The organism is Cellvibrio sp. QJXJ, from assembly GCF_024452345.1.
Classification (GTDB): Bacteria; Pseudomonadota; Gammaproteobacteria; order Pseudomonadales; family Cellvibrionaceae; genus Cellvibrio.
In genome coordinates, this window is the sequence record NZ_CP101662.1 from 1,939,748 (window position 1) to 1,964,066 (window position 24,319).

At 48.7% G+C, this 24,319-nt stretch carries 26 protein-coding genes and 1 riboswitch; of the genes, 2 read left to right on the top strand and 24 right to left on the bottom strand.

The features are described 5' to 3' along the window. Positions 1–20: 20 nt before the first annotated feature. Genes NNX04_RS08395 through NNX04_RS08420 form a run of 6 tightly spaced genes read right to left on the bottom strand, consistent with a single transcriptional unit; the run spans position 21 to position 3,685 of the window. Positions 21–533 carry a cyclin-dependent kinase inhibitor 3 family protein gene (locus NNX04_RS08395; RefSeq protein WP_261948124.1) on the bottom strand — a complete coding sequence of 171 codons (513 nt, stop codon included), beginning with the start codon at positions 531–533 and terminating at the stop codon, positions 21–23. A 38-nt stretch (positions 534–571) separates the two neighbouring features. Then, on the bottom strand, positions 572–1,603 hold the full coding sequence (arsB, locus tag NNX04_RS08400; protein ID WP_261948125.1) for an ACR3 family arsenite efflux transporter: 1,032 nt from the start codon (positions 1,601–1,603) through the stop codon (positions 572–574). Between the two features lie 27 nt (positions 1,604–1,630). Beyond that, positions 1,631–2,347 (bottom strand): arsenical resistance protein ArsH, encoded by a 717-nt coding sequence (arsH, locus tag NNX04_RS08405; RefSeq protein WP_410004083.1) that lies wholly within the window; start codon positions 2,345–2,347, stop codon positions 1,631–1,633. A 49-nt stretch (positions 2,348–2,396) separates the two neighbouring features. Further along, positions 2,397–2,888, bottom strand: a complete 492-nt coding sequence (locus tag NNX04_RS08410) for an arsenate reductase ArsC (protein WP_261948127.1) — start codon at positions 2,886–2,888, stop codon at positions 2,397–2,399. Positions 2,889–2,923: 35 nt separating this feature from the next. Further along, positions 2,924–3,265, bottom strand: a complete 342-nt coding sequence (locus tag NNX04_RS08415; RefSeq protein WP_261948128.1) for a metalloregulator ArsR/SmtB family transcription factor — start codon at positions 3,263–3,265, stop codon at positions 2,924–2,926. Between the two features lie 3 nt (positions 3,266–3,268). Further along, the gene (locus NNX04_RS08420) at positions 3,269–3,685 is read right to left on the bottom strand and encodes an arsenate reductase ArsC (protein WP_261948129.1); all 417 of its coding nucleotides are present in this window, start codon (positions 3,683–3,685) and stop codon (positions 3,269–3,271) included. Positions 3,686–3,857: 172 nt separating this feature from the next. Between NNX04_RS08420 and NNX04_RS08425 the strand changes: the two genes are divergently transcribed. Next, a complete protein-coding gene (locus NNX04_RS08425; protein WP_261948130.1) occupies positions 3,858–4,058 on the top strand; it encodes a hypothetical protein in 201 nt (66 codons plus the stop codon). Positions 4,059–4,080: 22 nt separating this feature from the next. Here the strand turns inward: NNX04_RS08425 and istB are convergent, their stop codons facing one another. The 13 genes from istB to nhaD all read right to left on the bottom strand — a co-directional run bounded on the left by istB (position 4,081) and on the right by nhaD (position 18,899). Next, on the bottom strand, positions 4,081–4,869 hold the full coding sequence (gene istB, locus NNX04_RS08430; RefSeq protein WP_261946238.1) for an IS21-like element helper ATPase IstB: 789 nt from the start codon (positions 4,867–4,869) through the stop codon (positions 4,081–4,083). Then, positions 4,859–6,400 carry an IS21 family transposase gene (gene istA / locus NNX04_RS08435; protein ID WP_261946239.1) on the bottom strand — a complete coding sequence of 514 codons (1,542 nt, stop codon included), beginning with the start codon at positions 6,398–6,400 and terminating at the stop codon, positions 4,859–4,861. Before istA ends, istB begins: the two co-directional genes overlap by 11 nt. Positions 6,401–6,486: 86 nt before the next feature. Then, positions 6,487–7,518 carry a hypothetical protein gene (locus tag NNX04_RS08440; RefSeq protein WP_261948131.1) on the bottom strand — a complete coding sequence of 344 codons (1,032 nt, stop codon included), beginning with the start codon at positions 7,516–7,518 and terminating at the stop codon, positions 6,487–6,489. Beyond that, on the bottom strand, positions 7,508–8,140 hold the full coding sequence (locus NNX04_RS08445) for a Tn7 transposase TnsA N-terminal domain-containing protein (protein ID WP_261948132.1): 633 nt from the start codon (positions 8,138–8,140) through the stop codon (positions 7,508–7,510). The genes NNX04_RS08440 and NNX04_RS08445 overlap by 11 nt, the downstream gene beginning before the upstream one ends. A 107-nt stretch (positions 8,141–8,247) precedes the next feature. Further along, positions 8,248–10,140, bottom strand: coding sequence for a DNA topoisomerase IV subunit B (parE, locus tag NNX04_RS08450; protein WP_261948133.1), 1,893 nt, complete (start codon positions 10,138–10,140; stop codon positions 8,248–8,250). A gap of 70 nt (positions 10,141–10,210) precedes the next feature. Beyond that, positions 10,211–10,783 (bottom strand): YqiA/YcfP family alpha/beta fold hydrolase, encoded by a 573-nt coding sequence (locus NNX04_RS08455; protein ID WP_007643060.1) that lies wholly within the window; start codon positions 10,781–10,783, stop codon positions 10,211–10,213. A gap of 6 nt (positions 10,784–10,789) precedes the next feature. After that, positions 10,790–11,572: a 3',5'-cyclic-AMP phosphodiesterase gene (gene cpdA, locus NNX04_RS08460; RefSeq protein ID WP_040392304.1), complete on the bottom strand. Its 783-nt coding sequence runs from the start codon at positions 11,570–11,572 to the stop codon at positions 10,790–10,792. A gap of 243 nt (positions 11,573–11,815) precedes the next feature. Beyond that, positions 11,816–12,304 (bottom strand): DUF1249 domain-containing protein, encoded by a 489-nt coding sequence (locus tag NNX04_RS08465; protein ID WP_007643063.1) that lies wholly within the window; start codon positions 12,302–12,304, stop codon positions 11,816–11,818. A gap of 162 nt (positions 12,305–12,466) precedes the next feature. Beyond that, positions 12,467–13,090 (bottom strand): NUDIX domain-containing protein, encoded by a 624-nt coding sequence (locus NNX04_RS08470; RefSeq protein ID WP_007643065.1) that lies wholly within the window; start codon positions 13,088–13,090, stop codon positions 12,467–12,469. Between the two features lie 81 nt (positions 13,091–13,171). Next, positions 13,172–15,100, bottom strand: a complete 1,929-nt coding sequence (thiC, locus tag NNX04_RS08475) for a phosphomethylpyrimidine synthase ThiC (protein WP_261948134.1) — start codon at positions 15,098–15,100, stop codon at positions 13,172–13,174. Between the two features lie 56 nt (positions 15,101–15,156). Next, positions 15,157–15,969: a bifunctional hydroxymethylpyrimidine kinase/phosphomethylpyrimidine kinase gene (gene thiD / locus NNX04_RS08480; RefSeq protein ID WP_151056758.1), complete on the bottom strand. Its 813-nt coding sequence runs from the start codon at positions 15,967–15,969 to the stop codon at positions 15,157–15,159. A 77-nt stretch (positions 15,970–16,046) separates the two neighbouring features. Beyond that, positions 16,047–16,156: riboswitch (TPP riboswitch) on the bottom strand. 69 nt (positions 16,157–16,225) lie between these two features. Next, positions 16,226–17,461: a cation:proton antiporter gene (locus tag NNX04_RS08485; RefSeq protein ID WP_261948135.1), complete on the bottom strand. Its 1,236-nt coding sequence runs from the start codon at positions 17,459–17,461 to the stop codon at positions 16,226–16,228. Between the two features lie 181 nt (positions 17,462–17,642). Then, the gene (nhaD, locus tag NNX04_RS08490) at positions 17,643–18,899 is read right to left on the bottom strand and encodes a sodium:proton antiporter NhaD (protein WP_007643072.1); all 1,257 of its coding nucleotides are present in this window, start codon (positions 18,897–18,899) and stop codon (positions 17,643–17,645) included. Between the two features lie 578 nt (positions 18,900–19,477). Here nhaD and NNX04_RS08495 point away from each other — a divergent pair. Next, positions 19,478–20,851 (top strand): TolC family outer membrane protein, encoded by a 1,374-nt coding sequence (locus NNX04_RS08495; RefSeq protein WP_007643074.1) that lies wholly within the window; start codon positions 19,478–19,480, stop codon positions 20,849–20,851. Positions 20,852–20,953: 102 nt separating this feature from the next. Here NNX04_RS08495 and waaA read toward each other — a convergent pair whose 3' ends face one another. The 5 genes from waaA to minD form a co-directional block, all read right to left on the bottom strand. Continuing rightward, the gene (waaA, locus tag NNX04_RS08500; RefSeq protein ID WP_261948136.1) at positions 20,954–22,231 is read right to left on the bottom strand and encodes a lipid IV(A) 3-deoxy-D-manno-octulosonic acid transferase; all 1,278 of its coding nucleotides are present in this window, start codon (positions 22,229–22,231) and stop codon (positions 20,954–20,956) included. A gap of 61 nt (positions 22,232–22,292) precedes the next feature. Then, positions 22,293–22,538, bottom strand: coding sequence for a tyrosine-type recombinase/integrase (locus tag NNX04_RS22820; protein WP_315973083.1), 246 nt, complete (start codon positions 22,536–22,538; stop codon positions 22,293–22,295). Further along, on the bottom strand, positions 22,493–23,107 hold the full coding sequence (locus NNX04_RS08505; protein ID WP_315973084.1) for a phage integrase N-terminal SAM-like domain-containing protein: 615 nt from the start codon (positions 23,105–23,107) through the stop codon (positions 22,493–22,495). The genes NNX04_RS22820 and NNX04_RS08505 overlap by 46 nt, the downstream gene beginning before the upstream one ends. A gap of 82 nt (positions 23,108–23,189) precedes the next feature. Further along, the gene (gene minE / locus NNX04_RS08510; RefSeq protein ID WP_007643089.1) at positions 23,190–23,447 is read right to left on the bottom strand and encodes a cell division topological specificity factor MinE; all 258 of its coding nucleotides are present in this window, start codon (positions 23,445–23,447) and stop codon (positions 23,190–23,192) included. Between the two features lie 3 nt (positions 23,448–23,450). After that, on the bottom strand, positions 23,451–24,260 hold the full coding sequence (gene minD, locus NNX04_RS08515; protein WP_261948137.1) for a septum site-determining protein MinD: 810 nt from the start codon (positions 24,258–24,260) through the stop codon (positions 23,451–23,453). Between the last annotated feature and the right edge of the window lie 59 nt (positions 24,261–24,319).

A 24,319-nucleotide genomic window follows, 5' to 3' on the forward strand; every position in this document is an offset into this window, starting at 1 on the left:
CCAATCCTTTATTCACGTTATTAAGCAGAGATTTGTTGTGCGAGTGTAGCGATATACTCCTGATGCGCAGGAATCTGTAGCGCATTGGGGCGAATCGCGCGAACGCGTGTGATCACATCATCCAGTGGAATGCCGCGCTCCAATAAGATTTGCGCTGCAACTAGACCTGTGCGCCCTGAGCCACCTTTGCAGTGAATTGCAATGCTTTTACCGGCATTGACCAATGCATGAATTTTCTCTCTCGCATTCTGCCAGGCATCCTGAAAAAGTTGTTCAGGTGCATGATCATCCTCAATCGGCAAGTGAAACCATTCCAACTCCAACTTTGCACAGAGTTCGGGTAAATCAATCACCGCATTGCGTTGCATTTCGTCATTTGGCATAAGCGTGAGAATCGCGTTTGCACCCGCAGCGGCTAACTGTTCCAGCGACTGCTGTAAACCCACCTCTTTGGTGCCGGGGCACGGCGTAAACAATAATTGTCCCACTTCATCGTTAATCATAAGCGGCGTGAAGGGATGAGCTAGCGACATAAGGTTTCCTTAAAAATAGATAACAATAAAAATTAAATTTAGGGTCGAGCAAACCAGTGTTGCGTGCGATTACAAAACGCGACCAGCGATAACATCACTGGCACTTCAACCAGAACACCCACCACCGTGGCCAGCGCTGCACCCGAGTGCAAACCAAACAATGAAATAGCTACGGCCACTGCCAACTCAAAAAAGTTAGAAGTACCGATCATGCAGGCGGGTGCGGCGATGTTGTACGGTAGTTTCATCGCCTTGGCCGCCACAAAACTGATCGCAAAAATGCCGTAGGTTTGAATCAGAAGTGGGATAGCAATTAAAAAGATGGCTTGCGGTTTGGTCAGAATAGTCTGCGCTTGAAAGGCAAATAGCAGCACTACTGTTGCGAGTAAACCAATCACTGACCAAGGTTTGCAGGCAGCGAGGAATTGTTGCAATTGCTGGCTGGCGTTGATGCCGGATTTGGATTCCAGCCAGCGACGAGTCATTACGCCTGCAATCAGTGGTAGCAGCACATAAAGCACAACAGAAATAATCAGCGTTTCCCAGGGCACATGGATATCGCTGACGCCTAACAAAAATGCACAGATAGGCGCGTAGGCAAAAATCATAATCACATCATTAAGCGACACTTGCACCAATGTGTAATTGGGATCGCCCTTGGTCAGTTGGCTCCACACAAATACCATCGCGGTACAGGGCGCAACGCCGAGCAAAATCATGCCCGCGATATATTCCTGCGCGGTTTGTGGATCAACCCAGTCAACAAAAAGTACTTTAAAAAATAACCAACCCAAGGCGGCCATAGTGAAGGGTTTTATTAACCAGTTGATAACGACAGTTAAGATCAATCCCTGCGGGCGCTGGCCGATATTTTTTATTGCGCTGAAGTCAATTTGCACCATCATGGGGTAAATCATCACCCAAATTAAAACCGCAACAACAATATTCACATGGGCAAATTCCAGTGCAGCGATCTGCGCAAATACCGCCGGAAAATAATTGCCGAGAATCACACCGGCAGCGATGGACAATGCAACCCAGAGCGATAAATAGCGTTCAAATAAACCCATATTTTTTGCCTACTTATAAATTTTGCATTAAATAGCCGATTGATTTACACGTGTACTCAAGGCTTCCGCTGACTCAACACGCTCGGAATAGCGATCTACTAAATAATCGCTGCGGTCGCGCAGGAGCAAGGTGAATTTCACCAGCTCTTCCATGACATCTACTACGCGGTCGTAATAGGCAGATGGTTTCATGCGATCCTGTTCGTCAAATTCCAGAAATGCTTTGGCAACAGACGATTGATTGGGAATGGTGAACATGCGCATCCAGCGGCCGAGCACTCGCAGTTGATTGACCACGTTAAACGATTGCGAGCCACCACAGACTTGCATGACGGCGAGTGTTTTCCCTTGTGTGGGGCGAACAGCGCCCATGGTTAACGGAATCCAATCAATTTGCGCTTTAAATACGCCGCTCATTGCACCGTGACGCTCGGGTGAGCACCAGACTTGACCTTCCGACCACAGCACCAACTCGCGCAATTCCTGCACCTTGGGGTGGGTATCCGGTGCATCGTCGGGCAATGGCAATCCACTGGGATTAAATACTCGCGTTTCTGCGCCCAGGTGTTGCAACAGGCGCTCAGCTTCCTCCACCAACAAACGGCTAAAGGAGCGTGGGCGGTTAGAGCCGTAGAGCAACAAAATGCGCGGTTTGTGGGTGGACATCTTCTCCTGCCCTAAAGACAGGGACTCGGGAATATCCATCAAATCCGTATTGAGATTGGGTAGCGTCAAATCAGTCATCGTCAATTCACCACAGCAAAAGTCAGGGGGTTACTGTCGCATCGAAAAATTACAATTCACCGATGCCATTTAACGCGGCTTGGAGTTGATCCCGATTAAGGGCAAGCACCTCCAGCGGTAAAGCCAACATCGTATCGATCCGCTGCCGGATGATTGCCATGCACTCGTCAAAGGCAGCAGCAACCTGGTCGGTTTTGAGTGCAGCAGCACCTCGTGCAAGCTCGGAGGGATCATTCAACCCCCAGTGCGCGCGTACCGCACGCCCGAGATACAGTGGGCAGGCCTCACCAGCGGCTTTGTCGCACACGGTAATCACGATGTCCGGTTCCAGATGTTCGAATTCATCGGATGATTTGCTGCGCAAGCCAGCGGTGGATACCCCGGCGCGAACCAATGCCTCAAGGGTTAGTGGATTTACTTCACCGCTGGGGAAACTGCCTGCGCTATAGGCCGTCCAGCCTTTGGGTGCTATATGGTTAAACAGCGCTTCACTGAGAATGCTGCGGCAACTGTTGTGGGTGCAGAGGAATAAAATTTTCATGTAATCGCCTCCGGAATACCGGTCTGGGAACGGGGTTAGCAGCAACGCTGGGGACGATCTTCCATGCCACACAAGCGGCTCACGTTGGGCGCGAGCCAGTCACTGTGCGCTTCGCGCATCAGCTTCAAAGTCTTGACCGCCCATGTGGGGAGATCCGGGTGTAAGCGGTAATACACCCATTGGCCCTGACGGCGATCTGCCAACACACCACCGGTGCGCAGTTGCGCTAAATGGCGGGAGATTTTGGGCTGAATTTCATCCAGGGCGCAGGTCAGCTCACACACACAAAGCTCTTTCTCACCCGCAACCAGCAGGGCGATCCGGGCGCGGGTTTCATCCGCAAGGCATTTACTGAATTGATCCGGGGTCAAGGGCATAACTTAGTTCCGTTTGGTTTTTACCAGCACGAACAACTTGATGCGTTCGTGAATCGCTTGCAGGATATGTTCGAATGCTTTGGGATCGCTGCTTGCCGAAGGATCTTCAAAGTTCCACGCCAACACCTCAGCAGGATTTGCCAGCAATTGGCACTCTTGGGCGGCTTTGTCACACAGGGTAATCACGACATCGAAGCGTCGATCAGAAAGCGTCTCCAGTGATTTACTGTAAAGCCCTTCGGTTGAAACTCCGGCTTTTTCCAGTACCTCCAATGCCTTGGGGTTGATCGGTTTGGGGTTGGTACCGGCACTGGCCGCTTCAAAATTCTGGCTATCCGTATGGCGAAGCAAAGCCTCGGCAATCTGGGAGCGGGCGGAATTGCCGGTGCAAACAAAGAGAACGGGGATTTTGTAGGACATGATGGTTCAACCCTGTACATATGGAGATCCAAATATACGGATAAACGAATATGATGGCAAGTATGGGTAGGCTTGTCGGCACCAGATCTAACGCCTCAACGAAGTCCAGCCAGACCACCTCCGTGACACAGGCGCATAATAGAAGCCCCCTCATCTCAGGAGGTATTTCATTATGTTTACATCCAGCATTGATAAACACTTACTCAAAGAACCCTGGAATAAAGGAAAACTTATAGGTCAAAAAGCGCCACTAAAAGTCAGTGACGTATGGGCAATCCGGGTGCGTTTACAGATTTCTCATCGAATCCGTGAGCTCGCGATGTTTAACCTTGCTGTTGATTTGCGTTTAAAACTGACCCACCTTTTGCGTTGAATTTTGACCCACCCTTAATGGTTTATTTTACAGGTTTGGGTTGTGGATAAGTTGTCGTCTTTTTCTCCTTTTTCGGTTGTGCTGAACTCTCTTTGAAACGATAGCTATCATTGCCGGTTTCAACAATATGGCAATGATGGGTGACTCGATCCAATAACGCTGTAGTCATCTTTGCATCACCAAATACATTCGACCATTCAGCAAAGCTGAGGTTGGTGGTGATGATCATGCTGGTGCGTTCATACAACTTGCTCATTAAGTGGAACAACAAAGCCCCACCAGTTTGACTGAGGGGTAAATAGCCCATCTCATCCAGAATCACTAAATCGGTATGCATTAAACGTGATGCAATTTGTCCGGCTTTGCCTTGCTGTTTTTCCTTCTCTAATGCATTCACCAATTCAATGGTCGAGAAGAAACGAACGCGGCGATGTAGTTGCTCAATCGCTTGAATGCCGATGGCACTGGCAAGGTGGGTTTTGCCCGTTCCAGGGCCACCGACAAACACGACATTCTGCGCGTTATCCATAAAGTCACCGGCACACAATTGCCGGATCAATGCTTCATTGGCCATGCTGCTCGTAAAATCAAAGCCACTCAGATCCCGGTACGCTGGGAATTTGGCAGTCTTCAGTTGATAAGCCACCGAACGTACTTCGCGCTCGGCCAGTTCTGCTTTGAGTAAATGATCAAGGATGCCGGTGCTCGCCTGGAATGCTGGTGAATCCTGTTCAGCAAGATCGTTCAGTGCATGGGCCATGCCGTAGAGTTTGAGTGACTTCAGTGCGGGGATCATGGGATTAGTGTGCATGGTGTCCTCCTTGAGTACTGATGGTTTGAGCGCGCAGGTTATCGTAGCGAGTGACGTTAGCCAGTGGTTCCACTCTCAGTGCTAATGCAGGCGGTACTTCAATCGGTGGGATGGGTGTTCCCTCTACTAATCGACTCAGGATATTGATCACGATTTGTTTGGAGGGTGAACCGGTTTCCAATGCAAGTTCTACAGCGGTGAGAACATCTTGCTCATCGTGCAGCAGCACGAGTGCAAGAATATCCACCATCTCGCGGTCACCACCGACACGCTTTAACAAAATGGTTTGCAGTGATTGAAAGGCTTTGGGCAATTCTGCGAAGGGAGCACCGTTGCGAATGGCTCCGGGTTTGCGCTGCAACACCGAGAGGTAATGTCGCCAGTCATACACTGTCGTTACCTGCTCATGCCTGCGGTTAAACACGCGGGTATGCACCGCGATGATATTGCCTTCCGCAATCACCTCCAGGTGATCATGATAGGTATGCAAACTCACCGGTCGATTAGCGAAGGAAGACGGTACGCTGTAACGCGTGCGTTCGAAGGTGATTAAACAGGTGGGCGATACGCGCTTGGGCTGCTCGACAAAACCATCGAACGGTTGCCCCACCGGCATCAGGAAAGATCGCTCATGATCCAATGCCGCTTGAATGGTTAATGCTTCAGTGGGATGGGTGGATTCACTCCAGAGTTGAACGCAGCGCTCGTGTAACCAGTCATTCAAAGCAATCAATGAAGGTTGGGCGGGCACCTGTTGCCAAAGCCTTCTTCGCGCATCCTGCACGTTCTTCTCGACCTGACCCTTCTCCCAACCCGCAGCAGGATTGCAGAACTCTGCATCAAATAAGTAGTGACTCACCATCGCTGCAAAGCGCGCATTCACATCACGCTGCTTGCCACGTTTTACCTTATCGACAGCCGTCTTCATGTTGTCGTAAATCCCGCGTTGCGGAATGCCACCCCAAGCCATAAAGGCATGATGGTGCGCATCGAACAACATCTCGTGGGTTTGCAGCAAATAAGCGCGGACAAAGAAAGCTCGGCTGTAACTCAATTTGAAGTGAGCGACTTGCAGCTTTACCCGTTCGCCCGCAATTACCGCCCAGTCTTCACTCCAATCAAACTGGAATGCTTCACCGGGTTTGAATTGCAATGGGATATAGGTGTGCTTGCTCGCACCTTTACTCGATTCCAACTGCTGGCGGCGCCAATCGCGGGCAAAGACAGCAACGCGATCATAGGAGCCTTCAAACCCCAACGCACGTAAATCAGCGTGCATCTGTTTGAGTGAACGACGCTGCTTGCGGGAGGTGCGTGCAGCATCGACCAACCACTGCCGCAACTTATCGGCAAAGGCATCAAGCTTACTGGGTGTTTGTCGCTTGGGATAAACCGGTTCGCTGATCTCATTGCGCAGGTAGCGGCGAACGGTGTTGCGGGAAAATCCGGTACGTCGTGCAATCTCCCGTAACGAGAGTTTGTCACGGAAATACCAACGTCTGATCTTGCTCAAAATGGCCACGTTAATCACTCCTATCTCCCGCTCAAAAAACAAGCAGGATAGTCGGTTACGTGGGTCAATTTTCGACGCAAATATGCGGGTTTAGTGGGTCAGTTTTAAACGCAAATCAACATCGTAGGGATTCCGTGAGCCGGCCAATCAGCTTCAATCGCCAAATTTTTCATCATCGAATCTTTCGGTAGGAACGCATTCATGCAAGCCATGCATACGGATGCAAATGACGGCTTTTCAAAAGAGAGCTGGCAACCAAGGACCATGTGAGAATAATGATCGATCAGAACCGTAATACTTGGTCGACCTAAAAGCGTCTTGAGTTCATCATGAAGTACATGAATATCTAGTAAGGTATGGTCTATTTCGACCCGTTCTAAAACTCGACTTGTTTCAATTCCGCTATGTGCACCAGCAAGTTCGGCTTGAAGTGCACGGCTCCCGCGTCTCGACTTTGTTTTATGTTGGTAGGACACATCGAGAATTCGTGACTGTACGGCGCAGTAGGTGGGGGCAATTAGAAGATCATTCGGGTTATCCAAGTTGTGAGCAATCACCTTCTCTACAACATTTCGGTGGATGGATGCCATTGTCGGCCTGCTTGGACGATGATAGCGTTTAGCAGCTTCATTGATGATCTCCAATACTTTTTCACTCAGTTTAGGTCCGAAAAAACCTTTTGATCGATGATTAGGATAAAGCCCTCGCATTTTCATCCCAGCCTCGACAAAGCTGTTGTACCAGGACCTGACGGATTGCCAATGAGGTGGTTTTTCACCTAGCTCCTGCGCAACAGCCAAAATAGTTTTGACAGCACGCTTTTCCGTAATTTTATTAATTTTTTGTTCTTGCAATTTTTGTATATATTTAAGCTTTCGATTTGTTTCGAGCTGTTCTTTTTCGGTGAGATCCGAAAATTTCAAGTCACCTAAATATCGTGAGTCTGCTAGAAATTTCACGCCTCCAGCTGCGTGAATTGCATCTAGTTCTGAACGATCGAGCCGAAGTGTTGAACCGTTGACTATATCGGCCATCACGATTTCATTTCTGCCTACCGCACGTACAATAGCCCTACTGAAAGGAGTTCCATCTTTGAATTCGGCGATAACACCTTCGATCCATAATTCAACAGACATCGAATTTCACCTCCGTCATCATGCTTAAGTGTTCTGAATGTATGTCGAACCGTAAGTACCCTAAGGCAAGCCAAGTATAAATTTCTCTAAGGCTAATTTGATTTCCTAGTTCACTTATCAAACGGGACAATGGCATCGAAATATGGTGAATTTCGGCAAATTGATGCAAGTTCCTCATATCGATCGTGGGACGTTTCCTGTACTGGTACAGTTTTTCGTAATTAGATAGGAGTGGCTGCCTAAGAATTTCAGCCTCATTTACAAGCAGGAACTTAGTAAGAGTTTTTTCGAGTGACAATTCGAAACGGGAGAAGAGGAGTTGATAATGCTCTGAACTTGCGCGATTAAACGGTTTAACTTCTACATATTTTCGCTGACCACACGTGTAATGAACTTCAAAGTCCGGGGTATACCTGTTTTGCTCACTCTCACCAGGGATAGCGAAAGTCTTAGGCTGGGGGAAATAGGTTTCGACCGTAGAATCAAATTCGAGGTGAAGACAATATTTAGACTCTAAGACCGATTCCACCAGGATGGTTTTACCGCCATTTGCCTTGATCGCAGGGAAGCGAACAATATTTTTGACGGCTGACATTTTGAGCTTGCGGGCGGGAATATTCATTTTCGAGCATTTCCTGAGCATCCTTGCTCAAAATATACTCTACTTTATAAATTTATCCTATGAAATTTATAACCTTATCCTATAAATTTATAAACTTTACCTGTGATTTACAACACAGCGATTTCGGCCAGGTTCCCTTTTTCCTCCAGCCAGGTTTTGCGATCACCCGCTCGTTTTTTAGCGAGCATCATATCCATGATTTGCATGGTGCCGTCGTCCTCACCAATCGTGAGTTGTACCAAACGACGGGTATCGCGCGCCATAGTAGTTTCACGCAGCTGTAACGGGTTCATCTCACCCAAACCTTTAAAGCGTTGCACGTTGGGTTTGCCTTTTTTATTTTCGGCAGCGATGCGATTGAGCACACCATTTTTTTCGCCTTCATCCAGCGCGTAATACACTTCTTTACCAATATCGATACGGTACAGCGGCGGCATGGCCACAAATACATGACCGCGACGTACCAATACCGGAAAGTGCTTCACAAACAGCGCACACAAGAGTGTCGCGATATGCAAACCGTCCGAGTCCGCATCCGCGAGAATACAAATTTTGTGATAGCGCAGCTCACTTAAATCTTCGCTGCCCGGGTCCATGCCAATCGCAACTGAAATATCGTGCACTTCCTGACTGGCGAGAATTTCGCCCGAGTCCACCTCCCAGGTGTTCAGGATCTTGCCACGCAGCGGCATAATCGCCTGAAATTCACGATCGCGCGCTTGTTTGGCCGAGCCGCCTGCTGAATCCCCTTCCACTAAAAATAATTCGCTGCGCGCCGGATCGCCACTGGAGCAATCGGCTAATTTACCGGGCAGCGCCGGGCCTTGAGTCACACGTTTACGCTCGATTTTTTTACTGGCGCGCACGCGTTTTTGCGCATTGCTAATACAAAATTCGGCAAGTTTGTCGCCGTCTTCAGTGTGCTGGTTTAACCAGAGTGCAAACGCATCTTTAGCAATACCCGACACAAACGCTGCCGCTTCACGCGAGGTTAAGCGCTCTTTGGTTTGACCGGAAAATTGTGGGTCGGCGTGTTTGTAAGAGAGCACATAACAGCAGGCATTCCACAAATCCTCTGGTGCGAGTTTAATACCGCGCGGAATTAAATTGCGAAATTCGCAGTAGTCGCGCAGCGCATCCAATAGACCAGTGCGCAAACCATTGACATGGGTTCCACCCTGCGCGGTGGGAATCAGGTTGACGTAGGACTCCTGCACCAACTCGCCGCCATCCATCAACCATTGCACCGCCCAGGTCACGGCTTCGGTTTGGCCACTGAAATCGCCCACAAAGGGGCTGTCAGGTAGGGTTAGCCACTCTTGTGTGGCACCGGCGAGATAATCTTTTAAACCGTCTTCGTAATACCAAACATCTTTTTCGCCGGTTGACTCATCGAGGAAAGTGACGGTCAGGCCGGGGCACAATACCGCTTTGGCGCGCAACACATGGCGCATGCGACTGACAGAGAATTTGGGCGAATCAAAATAAGTCGGATTTGGTAAAAAATGGACGCTGGTACCGGTTTGACGCTTGGGGCACGTGTCGATAATTTCCAGGTCGCTGGCTTTATCGCCATTGGAGAAACCCATCTGGTAAACATTGCCGTCACGCTTCACGGTAACAATTAATTTTTCCGACAAGGCGTTCACTACGGATACACCTACGCCGTGCAAACCACCGGAAAATTGGTAATTTTTATTAGAGAATTTGCCACCGGCATGGAGCGTACACAAAATCACTTCTACGCCGGGCTTGCCCTGCTCCGGATGAATATCCACCGGCATTCCGCGACCATCATCCACCACTGTGACCGAGTGATCTTTATGCAAAATCACATCAATAGTTTTAGCGTGGCCGGCGAGCGCCTCATCTACCGAGTTGTCGATAATCTCCTGCGCCAAGTGATTGGGGCGTGTGGTTTCGGTGTACATGCCCGGGCGTTTTTTTACCGGGTCCAATCCCGTGAGTACTTCAATATCTTCTGCGGAATAATTAGCCATCTTATTTTCTGTTTACCGATTAATTTAAAAAGCTGAATAGTTAAAAAAAGCTGAGTCGTTAAAAAAAAGCCTAGTGATTAAAAAAATCCATGCAGTCAGCAAAAAACCGTTCAAAGCCCTGGAAGGCATGATCGCCACCCGCCTCTATTGTTTGTTTGCAACCTGCATATTTTTGTACCGCCTTGCGGTAATCGAGGGTTTCATCGCCCGCTTGTACCAATAGCCAATAATTCTGTAGGCGCGAGGGAGCTATATCCACAGCGATAATTTCATCTATGTGGTGCGCACATAAGCGGTAGCTATCATCGGTGTGATAACTTTTCAGGTCAACCTCTAAATAGGCGGGCATAAAATCCTGCGGGCGCACCGCCGGGTTAATCAATACCGCACGCAAGTTATATTTTTCTGCCAGCCAAGTCGCCCAAAAACCGCCCAGTGAACTTCCCATTAAATACACAGGCTCAGGCAAAAGCGATTCAACCAATGCCTCCAGCAGCAGCTGGGTTTGTGCCGGATAAGGGGGGAGTTGCGGGCAGTGGAAGCTGATTTCCGGGTGCTGCTGCGCGAGCCATTGCGCCGTTTGCTGCGCTTTAAAGGAGAGAGGGGAACTCAGAAACCCATGGATGTACACCAATGCCGCCATGGGGGATTAATAACCTGCCGATTTATAATCAATCACATACTGTTTGTTAGTAACGCGCAGCACACCCGTATCAAAACTACCGTCACCACGCAGATCAAACCAGCGATAACCGGGCATTTGGGTATCCACTGTAAAATCATCACACTTGGGTTTGAACTGCACACAAGTTGAAGGCGTGGCCAGCAGGGTGACACCTTTGCGCTGCTGCTGGAACTCTTGGTGGACATGCCCCCAGGTCACAATTTTTACCTGCGTATGGGCATCAATCAGCTGGAAGAAGGCATCGGCATTGCGCACTATGTATTGATCGATCCATACACTCCCCACCAGCACTGGTTGGTGATGCAGGGAAATAATCACATGCTTATCGCGATGCGCACGCAAGGCATGCTCAAGAAAATCCAGTTCACTGGCAGCCAACTGACCGTAAACCTGTCCGGGCACACTGGAGTCCAATAAAACCAATACCCACTGCCCCAACATCACCAAACGGCTTTGAATGCCAAGGCGCTCCTGATTGGCGGCCATCAATTCCGCTGAGTCATGATTGCCAGGCAACCAGCTCATAGGCTGGGAGAAGTAGCGGCGAATATTGGTTTCAAAACGCTGATAACAATCTCTATGCGCTTCGCTGGCCACATCGCCAGTACACAAAAGATGATCAAAACCAACCTCAGAGGTTTGAATCAGCTGCAAAACATCATCAAGACTCTGGTCAGTATTAAGCCCCAGAAGGGATTCGCTCTGCTGCGCTCCCAAATGGCAATCGGTTATCTGAATCAGACGCACTGGCGGCTCTCATCCTTTGATAGTCGGGTTTTCTTTGGTGATTGGGTTATTTTTGTCGGGTTTGAACAGATCATCGGACTTTGACGACCTGTCACGATGACTGAGACGTCAAACTAATAGCGATATTAACAGCAACAATATACGCAAGGGAGTTATCACGCCAGTATCAAAAAAGAAAAATGAGATGATCGAAGGCCAAGAAGTGTAAAACTTGAGCGTCACTGTGACCTGATCGACACTCTTTTAAAAAGAGGCGAGTTCACCAACCGCGTGCCCCTGCTCCAAACAAAGATTCAACCACTCCCCCAAAAAACGGTTTAGTTGGTATTTTTCATCACTTTGGTACATGGATTGGTTGGGGTAGTCGTAACGGGGACGTAAACGTTTGTGCCCCTCCCACGCCAATACCTCAGCAAGCTTGGCATCGTGATACATACGCAGGGTAAGTTTGGGCATGGAGAGCCATTGCGATGATTGCCCCACACTTGTTCGGCTCAGCTCCAGAGTGGTGGTGTAGGGGGAGCGCTCGGTGACTCTTAATAAATGTAACCACTGTTGATTTGCACGAGTAACCATAAACCGAATTTCATCGGCCTCAACAGGCGCGGTTAATTTCGTCAAGCGTGCATAATTTGCCTCACACTCCGCCATTTGCAAAGGTAAATCAACCTTGTAACGCTCTTTGTAAGTAACGTACTCGGGCTGAGCCTTGGCAACACGCAATGTAAACATAGAGGCCTGATTAAAGTAGTCCCGGACGAAATAGTACCGGATTAAAACGAATAATTTATTACACCATGCGGGTGATATCGCACCATTGCCCGGGCGCACATTCTTTTTCACCCTGAGAGAAGTGTTAGTCACAGACAGGACTAAGTCAATGGCAAGAAAAATTTATTCTGCAGCAACTTGCAAACGCAAACGGTTGCGATTCATTTGCAACCACTGCAAACAAATTAACGCGGCGGCATTATTAAACGCACCGTTTAATAACTCTGCGAAAACATCATCAGCGGCTAGTACATGAACGCGAATATCTTCACCTTCCTCTGGCAAACCAAAAACACCGCCGGCCTCACTGAGATCACACAAGCCGCAAAATAAATGTAACTTCTCGTCGCAGCCGCCGGGGCTGGATAAATAATTGCAAATATACTCCATCGCATAAGGTACTATATTTGCCTCTTCGATTAGCTCGCGCCGCGCAACCTCTTCTGGCGACTCGCCCTCCTCCAACATGCCGGCAACCACTTCATAACACCAAGGGCCGTTAGGCTCATCCAAGGCTCCTATACGAAATTGTTCTACCATGCCGATCAAATCCTGTTTTGGATCATAAAGCACAACTGCTACTGCTTCACCGCGCACAAATAATTCGCGACCAATCTCCTTGCCCCAGCCACCATCAAATAATTTGTGGCGCAGAAAGATTTTTTCTACACGGAAAAAACGTTTGTACATTTCTTCGCGGCGAATGATTTCCACATCCGCGCGAGTGAATTCGGGTTTTTTGATCATAGATAAAGTCTTATTGATTATTTAAATCCCCTGCTCCCCTTTCCCAAAGGGGAGCAGGGGATTTAAAGCCTGGTCGCTGATTTAAACTCTGTGATAAATCTCAGCACCTGCTTCCAAAAACTCTTTGGATTTTTGTTTCATTTCCGCTTCCACATCGATCATCTTGATAATATCCTGATCGCCAATCACCGAAATATCAGTGCCATTTTTTGCCGCGTAGTCGCGCACTTCCTGGGTGATTTTCATCGAACAAAATTTCGGGCCACACATAGAGCAGAAGTGTGCAACTTTGGCCGAATCTTTCGGCAGAGTTTCATCGTGATAAGAGCGCGCAGTATCCGGATCAAGGCCGAGATTGAATTGATCTTCCCAGCGGAATTCAAAACGCGCTTTGGATAACGCATTATCACGCAGCTGCGCCCCCGGATGGCCTTTGGCCAAATCCGCTGCGTGCGCGGCAATTTTGTAAGTGATGATCCCTTCTTTCACGTCATCTTTATTCGGTAAACCCAAATGCTCTTTGGGTGTTACATAGCAGAGCATAGCGCAACCGAACCAGCCGATCATGGCCGCACCAATACCCGAGGTGATGTGATCGTAACCCGGTGCTATATCCGTCGTTAATGGGCCAAGCGTATAGAAAGGTGCTTCATCGCACAGCTCCAATTGCTTATCCATATTTTCTTTAATCATATGCATAGGCACATGACCCGGGCCTTCAATCATGCATTGCACATCGTGTTTCCACGCAATCTTGGTTAACTCACCGAGCGTTTCCAGCTCGCCAAATTGCGCTTCGTCATTTGCATCAGCAATCGAACCAGGGCGCAACCCATCACCCAATGAAAAGCTAACGTCATAGGCTTTCATGATTTCGCAAATTTCGTCGAAATGGGTGTAAAGGAAATTTTCTTTGTGATGCGCCAGACACCACTTGGCCATGATCGAACCACCGCGCGATACAATGCCCGTCACACGTTTAGCGGTGAGCGGCACGTAGCGCAGCAACACACCGGCGTGAATCGTAAAATAATCCACACCCTGCTCAGCTTGCTCAATTAATGTATCGCGAAAAATTTCCCACGTCAGATTTTCCGCAACACCGTCTACTTTTTCCAGCGCCTGATAAATAGGTACAGTGCCAATAGGTACATGGGAGTTGCGAATAATCCACTCGCGGGTTTCGTGAATATTTTTGCCGGTAGACAAATCCATCACCGTATCCGCGCCCCAACGTGCACCCCAAGTAAGTTTTTCTACTTCTTCCTCAATTGATGAACCCAATGCTGAGTTACCGATATTGCCGTTAATTTTTACCAGAAAATTACGCCCGATAATCATCGGCTCCAATTCCGGGTGATTGATATTTGCAGGGATAATCGCACGGCCGCGCGCCACTTCATCGCGCACAAACTCCGGAGTGATTTCATCGGGAATACTTGCACCAAAACTCATGCCTTTGTGCTGCTGCCCCAAAGCTTTATATTGAGGATCTACACTCAATTCACGCGCTTGGGCCAGCGCCATATTTTCGCGGATGGCGATGTACTCCATCTCCGGGGTAATGATCCCTTTTTTGGCGTAATGCATTTGCGATACGTTCATGCCCGGTTTGGCGCGGCGCGGTTTACGGGTGAGATTGAAACGCAGGCTCGCCAATTTAGGGTCGTTCAGGCGCGCATTAGTAAATTCCGAATGGCTGTCTTCCAATATTTCGGTGTCATTGCGCTCTTCGATCCAGGCGGTGCGCACATCGCCCAAACCGGTGCGCAAATCAATTTTTACGTTCGGATCTGTGTAAGGGCCGGAAGTGTCGTAGACACGTACCGGTGGATTCTTCTCGCCGCCAAAATCAGTCGGAGTATCAGCGAGCGTAATCTCACGCATGGGCACTTGAATATCCGCGCGCGAACCCTGCACATAAATTTTTTGTGAGCCAGTAAAGGGCTGTACCGAAGCTTTATCGACTTCGGCGGTTTGGCTGAGAATTTTTTCGACGCTGGTATTCATAATAGTGGCCTTGTCTTAATCAGGTATTTAAATAAATTTGGATAATAGAACGTGATTTAATAAAAAGAATAGAAGTGATGAACCGGGCCTGAGCCCTGCCCTATGTGCAATTTTTCAGAGTGCACCAAGGCTTGATGTAAATAATTTTTTGCCTGTTTGACCGAGTCACTGAGTGATAATTGTTTGGCCAAACCAGCGGCAATTGCCGATGCCAAAGTACAACCGGTTCCGTGGGTATTTTTAGTGGCTAGCCGCGGCGCAGAAAAAGCTTCAACGCCCGTCGGGGTAATTAATAAATCGGTTGCTTCCTCACCATCGGTGTGCCCGCCCTTCATCAATACCGCGCGCGCGCCCAAGGCAATAATTTGTTCACCTTGCAATTGCATCTGCTCACGATTTTGCGCCATGCGCGTGTTCAACAATACCGCCGCCTCATGCAAATTTGGAGTAACCAGCGTAGCGAGTGGTAGCAATTTTCCAATCAGTGTGTGGATTGCATCTTCTGCCAATAATCTATCGCCACTGGTGGCGACCATTACCGGATCCAGTACAAAAGGAATTTGTGGGTAAGCACTCAGGGATTCAGCCACTGCTGCAATAATTTCCGCTGTTGCCAACATGCCACTTTTGATCGCACCGACATTGATATCACTCAATACCGAATGAATTTGCTGCTGCACAAACGCCGGAGGAATAGGCAATACACCTTGCACCCCCATAGTATTTTGCGCAGTGAGCGAGGTGATGGCACTGGTACCAAATACTCCCAGCGCGGAAAAGGTTTTTAGATCCGCTTGAATACCGGCACCACCGCCGCTGTCGCTACCAGCAATGGTCAGGGCTATAGGGGTCTGCAGGTGAGGGTTCATTAAATTTCCGCAATGAGTAAAAACAGTAAAGCGCGGAAAGGAGAGAAATAACCAAGGCACACTTAATAGGCATGCAAAAACTGGAGGCTCTCGTTCCCTACGCCGGTACTAACCGGATCAGGTCGGCGGGTATATCTCAGCCTCGTTGCCCGCATACAGCGAACAAAAAGCACCCCGACAAGAAAACCGCAGTCTATTGGAGTTAAGCTGCAGAGTAAAGGTAGGGACGCCGCTTGCTGCGCCCCTACCGGTGAGGTTATTTTTCCTGGGATTTCAATAAGCCCAATTTCCCTGCCAACAGTGCAGTGGTTGGAGCCTGGATCAAAATGGTGCCCAGAATAAAGATAAAGGTGATTGCACCGACCACATCGATACCCGGCACCTTCATGCCAGCCAGAATACCCACCAGCGCTGCCGGGATTACCCCGGTTTCACGGGTCCAACTCATAAATACCAACTCTTTCCATGTCCACTTGGCACGACGGTCAGGGCCTGCGCAAATAAATACCGTCAGGGGACGGGCGATAAACATAAAAATAAACAACAGGACCAGACCAACACCCAAGTATTCTTTGAGCAAGTGGAAATCTACCTGCGAGCCCAGCAGGATAAAGATAAACATACGCATTAATAGCGCGGTATTACCCACATAATCTTCCAGATACTCGTGTTCATGATCATCGAGCGGCAAATTAAATGTCTCTTTGTTGCCGATCATCACACCGCAGGTAAATACCGCCATAAAACCGGAGGCACCGATTTTGTCGGCCAGCAAATAGACGGTGATAACTGCCAGGATAATCACAAATGGCGTCACTTCGCGAAAAATACCAAAACTGTTGTGCGCCATTAAAAACGCGGCGCTGTAGCCAACAATCGCCCCTAACACCAAGCCCATGCCAGCCTCATACGCCAGCTCCCCCAGGGAGTGAGTCAAGCTAAACCCCTCGCCGGTTCCCATCACATAAGCCACCACTGCAAATGTCGCAATCGCACCCATGGCATCATTGAGCGCTGACTCGCTCATAACCGTTTGTGATACCCGATCTTTAATCGGGACTTGTTTGAAAATCGGTACCAGAGTGGCGGGGTCAGTGGATGCCGTCAACGCCCCTAACACCAGTGCAACACCAATAGGAATGCCCAACCAGACGCCGGCGTAGGTAATGATCGCCCCGGTAATTAATACACCGAAGGTAGCGATCACCGCTAATGAAATCCATATTTCTTTTAACACAGCAAAACGCAGCGTTGCCCCGCCTTCAAACAGCAGATAACAAGCGCCGATGGTGAGAATTAGCTGATTCATCGTTGAGTCAGCTGGCACATGCAATACCCCGCCGATGGTGGGCCCCAAACCAATCCCGATGAGCAAAAAAAGGACTATGTCGGGTACCTTTATTTTTTTGGCGATCACACCGCCTAACAGCCCGGTAAAAATAATGATCCCGACATACATGAGGTCGAGCTTGGCGATATCCAATGACGACATAAGTGCTCCGCAGAAAAGTGAAAAAATGTTAAAGCAAAGAATGTGCGGATGCTGACAGCTGGCGTGAAATAACTTTATAAATTGTGTGTAAATTCGTACCCTTTTTACCCCTTGCGGGTTTTCGATCGCCCATAAAAAAACCGGAGTCAAAGCTCCGGTTTTTCAGCACCGCTCCTGGCGATCAACCAAATACTACATTGGCCAATGTCAAAGCGACTACATAACCACAGGTATACGCAATAAATACAAAGGGGGTATAGCGCAAGAATGCACCAAAGGTTAGCCCTTTCACTTTGCTCATAGCGATAATTCCCGCCGCAGAGCCAATTGCCAACAATGAACCACCCACACCTACGCCATAGGTCAACGCCAACCATTCGGGTGTTTGCAACACGGGCTCCGATTTGAGAAGCGCTGCTGTCAGGGGCACGTTATCGATCATGGCGGAGAACAAGCCCATCAAGTAGTTGGCGTATTGCGGAGCCAACTGGGCATAGAAATTGGTGAGCAAATCCAGGGTGCCAATTTCTTTGAGCATACCGACCAATAACAAAATCCCGAGAAAGAACAACAGGGTTTCATATTCGATTTGACGTACATATTCCAAAATACGCGTTTCTTCCGGGTCCATGTCCATAAAATGGCCAATAAAGAACATAATTGACAGCCCCACCAAAAAGGTCAGTACCGGCGGCACACCAAAGAAAAAGTTGAATAACATGGTGCAGGCAATGGTGCTGAAGAAGGTGCCGACAATCGCCCAATCCATGCCAGTAAAGGTGCGGGCATCTTTTTCTGTAGCAACTTGGCCGGACACACCAGGGAACATCAATCCCGCTAATACCATGACCCCTACAATCGCCGGAACCCAAAGCAGTAATAGTTGCGGCATTGTCACATGGCCGGAGAGGAAGATCATCAGCGTGGTGACATCGCCGGTGATCAAGGCAACACCACCAGAGTTAACCGCAAAAACAACCAACACCGCGAGTTTGATGCGCGTGCGCTGATCCACATCAAAAGCATGCACCAAGCCGAGCGTTACCAAGGTTGCGGTCACGTTGTCGCACACCATTGACAGTGTCATGGCAAACAAGGCTACCAATATCATCAAACTGCGGGTGCTCATCTGTGCGGGGCACAGGCGCTGCACGACGGACTGCACTATTCCCTTGGCATTGAGGTAAGCAACAAAAGTCATGGTCGCCATAAGGAACAACCACAGTGTCGCAATCTCCAACAGGTTGTGATTCAGCTTTTCCAGCATCACTTCCTGGTGTGCGTGATCACCGGCAAACATGAACATCACCAACCACGACAAGCTGCCGAAAAACAAAGTAGTTTTGGCTTTATTGATATGGATAACTTCCTCGAACACCACCCCAAGCAGGGCGAGTACGGCAAAGATCACCAATACGATTTCAATGGACATAGTCATAAAAGACCCTTTTGGTAGTTAAAAAATCGGCAGCAAGGCAACAGACCAACATCGTATCGAAGGACTTGTAACTGACAAGTAACGATTCGGCCCGGCATGAAGGAGGGTTTTACCCAAACCCGGCACAGTGCAAATGGGCGCGCATGATAAAAGTTGGCCTGCGGCGAAGCAATCAAACATTCTGCGTAAGAGGTGATATTCGCCAAAAATGACCTATTTAGGACCTACCAACGGTATAAACACAAACTAACAATTTTGCGAACAGTGAATCTGTATGCTGTTTTATTGCATCTAAGGAATTACTTGGGCTAATTGAACTCGCCAATATAGCGTCCGGCAGGTTTAGAAAGGTAAACACAGGAACCCCGCTTACATTTGTAACTTCCTGTTGCGGCACTAACGTTTTACCCTTTTTAACCACTGAACCCTTGTTCATTTCTCGACCCCAAGACAGCAAGCGGCTAAACTCCACGCAACTTGTATATTTGTGCTTACATCCGTTTTTAATTGCGCCCTCAGGCAATAAATACTGCGGATGCTGAACTGGAATTCTTAAACTCTGGACTTTGGAAACCTCTATGAAAAAGACCAAGCTCTACTTACTCGTTAGCCTGTTTTCGCTAACGCCTTTTACTGCCAGCGCCAATAGCCTGCTGGATGTGTACGAACTCGCACTGCAAAATGACGCCCAATTAAAAGCCGACAGAGCTAAATATGAAGCAGGCCTTGAAAATAAAACTATCGCCCGCTCCAATTTGTTGCCGCAGATCAATGCCAACGCCCAGATCTCGAACTCCGATATCGAAACCACTGACAATCTGACCAATACCAGCCTCAAAAATGATACCGATGGTAAAAGCTGGGAAGTCTCGCTGAGCCAACCCTTGTTCAACATGTCCTACTGGTACAGCTACAAACAAGGTGGGAAGCTGAGTGAACAAGCCGAAGCGCAATACGGTGCCGACCAACAAAGCCTGATTGTGCGCGTGGCAGAAGCCTACTTCAATGTATTGCGTTCAGTAGAAACCCTGGAAGCAACCATCGCAGAAGAAAAAGCCTTGGCTAAACAGCTGGAGCAAACCAAACAGCGTTTTGATGTGGGCTTGACCGCAATCACTGAAGTGCACGAAGCCCAAGCTGCTTTTGACAGCGCACGCGCAGCCACATTGGTTGCACGCGGCAACTTAAGTATCAATTACGAAGCACTTGAAGTACTGACCGGTAAACCGGAAGACCAGGTTGCTCCCCTATCTCCCAAGTTCCCGGTCGTTGCACCTACACCCGCTAACCGCGCCGACTGGGTTGAGTTCTCGTTACAGAACAACTACAACCTGAAAGCGTCCAAGCTACAAGCTGATGCATCGTTGCAATTTGCCAAAGCTAACAAATCGGGCCATTTGCCAACATTGGGCGCTAACCTGGGTTATTCCGATAGCGAATCGGACAGCGATAATGGCGGGCAAACCGGTGGGCCAAGCGACATCAGCAGAAATGGCACAACCATTTCACTGCGCCTTGATGTACCTATATATAGTGGAGGCGCAACCTCTGGCCGCAGCCGTCAAGCCTATGCGCAATACACCCAGGCACAAGAGCTTTACAACAGTACCCAGCGCAACGTGATTCAAAACACTCGCGCCCTGCACTTGTCAGTAGAAACCGATGTCGCCAACGTTCAAGCACGCAAGCAGGCGATCGTCTCCAACCAATCTGCACTGGAAGCAACCCAATCCGGTTATGAAGTGGGAACTCGCAACCTGGTAGAAGTATTGCTCGCCCAGCGCAACCTTTATCAAGCGCGCCGCAACTATTCCGATGCGCTCTACACCTACGTAATCAATACCATTAAATTGCGCGAAGTAGCCGGTATGCTCACGCCTGCTGACGTGCAGGAAATTGATAAGTGGCTGTTGGACGACGCATTAGTAAACCGTAGCCAATACGAAAACTAAGCCTGCCCGAGTACAAATGCTCCAAAAAAAATGCCAGGCTTTTGCCTGGCATTTTTTTATCGAATCTATGTTTTATCAACGCCATAACGTCGCGCTGCCACCCTATTCAATATAGCGCTGAATAAGAGAACAGGTTTTATCCAGGGCGCCACGGTTATCCAAGGCAACATTTAAAGCTGCCGCACCACGCCGCTCGCGCTCGGATTTATCATCAATCAATTGCAAAAACGCCTGTGCTAACTGCGCTGCCGAACTAACTCGCACTAATGCGCCAGCCTCCGTCATTAAACTCGCCACCTCCGCAAAATTAAACAGATGCTCACCGCTGAGTAAGGGCAAACCCCAGGCCGCTGGCTCGATAAAATTATGCCCACCATTAGGCACCAGGCTGCCACCCACAAACGCCATATCGCTCGCACCAAACATTAAGAGCAATTCACCCATGGTATTGCCAAGCAATATATCGGCGGAGTCAGACCACTGCTGTTCACTGCGGCGAGCCAACTCAAAACCACGAGCACTGCACAGCTGCCCCACCCGCTCAAAACGTTCGGGATGGCGCGGCACTAACACTAATACCGCCCGTTGCGCTGCAGCTGAATTACTGGCACGCACTTGCGCAAATGCGTCGAGAATTATTTCATCTTCCCCTTGATGCGTACTGGCCGCGATCAATACCGGGCGCTGCCCCTGCGCAGACAATTGTTGTTTTAACTGTTGCGCCTGACCGCGCAATTCATCCCCCAAAAACAAATCAAATTTAATATTGCCAGTCACTACCGCTTTAGCCTTGGGCAGGCCCAAATCAATAAACCGCTGCGCGTCCACCGTATTTTGTATCAACGCCAATGAGAGATCGCCCAACATTGGTTTGGTCAACGCCGAAAAACGCGCATAACCGCGCGCCGACCTTTCAGACAAGCGCCCATTAATCAGCAATGAAGGAATCGCTCGCTTGGCACACGCCGCCAGAGTGTTCGGCCAAAGCTCTGTTTCCATCACCAAAAACAACGCGGGTTTTACCCGTCGTAAAAATCGCCCAAGAGCGTCAGGCAAATCATAAGGTGCGTACACATGAAATACTGAATCACCCAACGCACTGCGCACACGTTCCGAACCGGTAGGCGTGGTAGTTGTAATCACTAACTGCAAACTCGCATCAGCCTGCAGGCGACGAATCAACGGCAGCGCCGCTAAAAATTCCCCTACTGAAACAGTATGTAACCACACTACTTTTTTATTGGTAACCAACGGCGAGAAAAAACCAAACCGCTCCGCCCAGCGCTTCGCATAAGCAGGAGCCGCCATAGCGCGCCACAACAAGCGCAATAAAATAAAAGGAAGCAAAAAGTAAAACAGGCCGGTATATAAAGTACGCATGATTGATCCACTAAGCTAAACGGCGCTCAGCATAACAAATGGCGTGCGCGAGGCGAAGCAACTACCGCAACCCACCACGCAAGACATCCAATGGACTATTAATTCCAACAAAGTGACGCCCGATAACATGGGTATATATCTGCGTTGTCTTAACATCTTTGTGGCCCAACAATTCTTGCAAATTGCGAATATCGCAACCTGACTGCAATAAATGAGTAGCGAAAGAATGACGAAAAGTATGGCAACTTATCCGCTTTCTATCTACGCCTGCCAGCACAACTGCTCTTTGTAATGCTTTGCGCACCACCGAGTCATATAAATGATGACGACACTGAACCCCCGAAACCGGGTGCTCACACAACTTGGAAGATGGAAATACGAAGCACTTAATAATGTTTGGCGATCCTTATTGCCTTTTGCATCGCGAACGCAAATCGAATGCGCAGAAAAATCGATATCCTGTACCCGAAGGCGCAAACATTCGGTAATACGAAAACCACTGGCATACAACATTTCGCTAATTAAACGATCACGTCCTTGCAAGTGATTCAGTATGCGCAACACCTCATCGGGTATTAATGCCGAAGGCAAATAACGCTGCTTGGTTGCCAACGCAAAGCCCAAATCACCCAGCTCCACTTTAAGCACCTTGGCATAAAGAAAAACCAAGGCGTTCAAGCCAACCTTCTGGGTATTAATCGCCAGATTGCGCTTCACCGCAAGCCATGTCAAAAACACCTTAACCTTAGCAGCCCCCATTTCATTAGGGCGCCGCTTCTGATGAAAAAAAATAAATTGCTTGATCCAAAACAAATAACTTTTTTCAGTGCGGATACTACACCCACGCAACCGAACCTCACCACGCACCATCGCCATACAAGCTACTGTGGTAAAAAAAGGGACGCGCTTACACAGCGCGTCCCTTTTTTATTGGCTGCAGAATCACACTGCGCATGGTTTAATCCGGCAGTGTGATGTTCAATTCCAACACCGAACAGTTGTCAGAATTGTCGAGATTCACAGTCACCTGATCGGATTCGATGTGAATGTATTTGCGAATTACCGCAATAATTTCCTGCTGCATTTGCGGCAGGAAATCCGGCTGGTGCAAGTTGCGTTTAGTACGCTCATGCGCCACGATAATTTGCAAACGTTCCTTTGCTACAGATGCCGATGACGGCGCGCGCTTCTTGCGCAAGTAATCAAAAATGCTCACGGCTTATACCCCCAGCAAACGCTTAAGGAAACTTTTCTTTTCCGCTTCCAGGAAACGGTGAGGAATATCTTTACCCAGCAGGCGATCCACTGCGTCGTTGTAGGCCTGACCTGCAGCAGTTGCGTCGTCGAGAATCACCGGAGTACCCTGATTCGACGCTTTTAATACCGCTTCTGATTCGGGAATTACACCCAGCAGCGGAATGGCAAGAATTTCTTCTACATCGCTAACACTTAACATTTCACCCGCCTCTACGCGCACCGGGTTGTAGCGAGTGAGTAGCAAATGCTCTTTGATTGGCTCCAGATTTTGCTCAGCGCGACGCGACTTGCTTTGCAGAATACCGAGAATACGATCCGAGTCACGCACGGAAGATACTTCCGGGTTGGTGACTACAATCGCGATATCGGCGAAATACAATGCCATCAAAGCGCCCTGTTCAATACCGGCCGGTGAATCACACACGATGTATTCAAAATCTTTGGAGAGTTCGTTGATAACAACCTCAACGCCCTCGCGGGTAAGTGCGTCTTTATCGCGAGTTTGCGAGGCAGGCAGAACGTACAAACCTTCTGTGCGTTTATCTTTGATTAACGCTTGATTCAATGTCGATTCGCCTTTCACAACATTTACGAAGTCGTAAACAACGCGGCGTTCACAACCCATAATCAGATCGAGGTTACGCAAACCCACGTCAAAATCGATAACCACGGTTTTATGGCCGCGCATCGCCAAGCCGGTGCTGATTGCTGCGCTGGAGGTGGTTTTGCCCACTCCGCCTTTACCTGATGTAACAACGATAATCTTGGCCAAGGGAGGCTCCTTTAAATAACAAAACTAGCTAAATAAAAATAATGGATAAATAACAAATC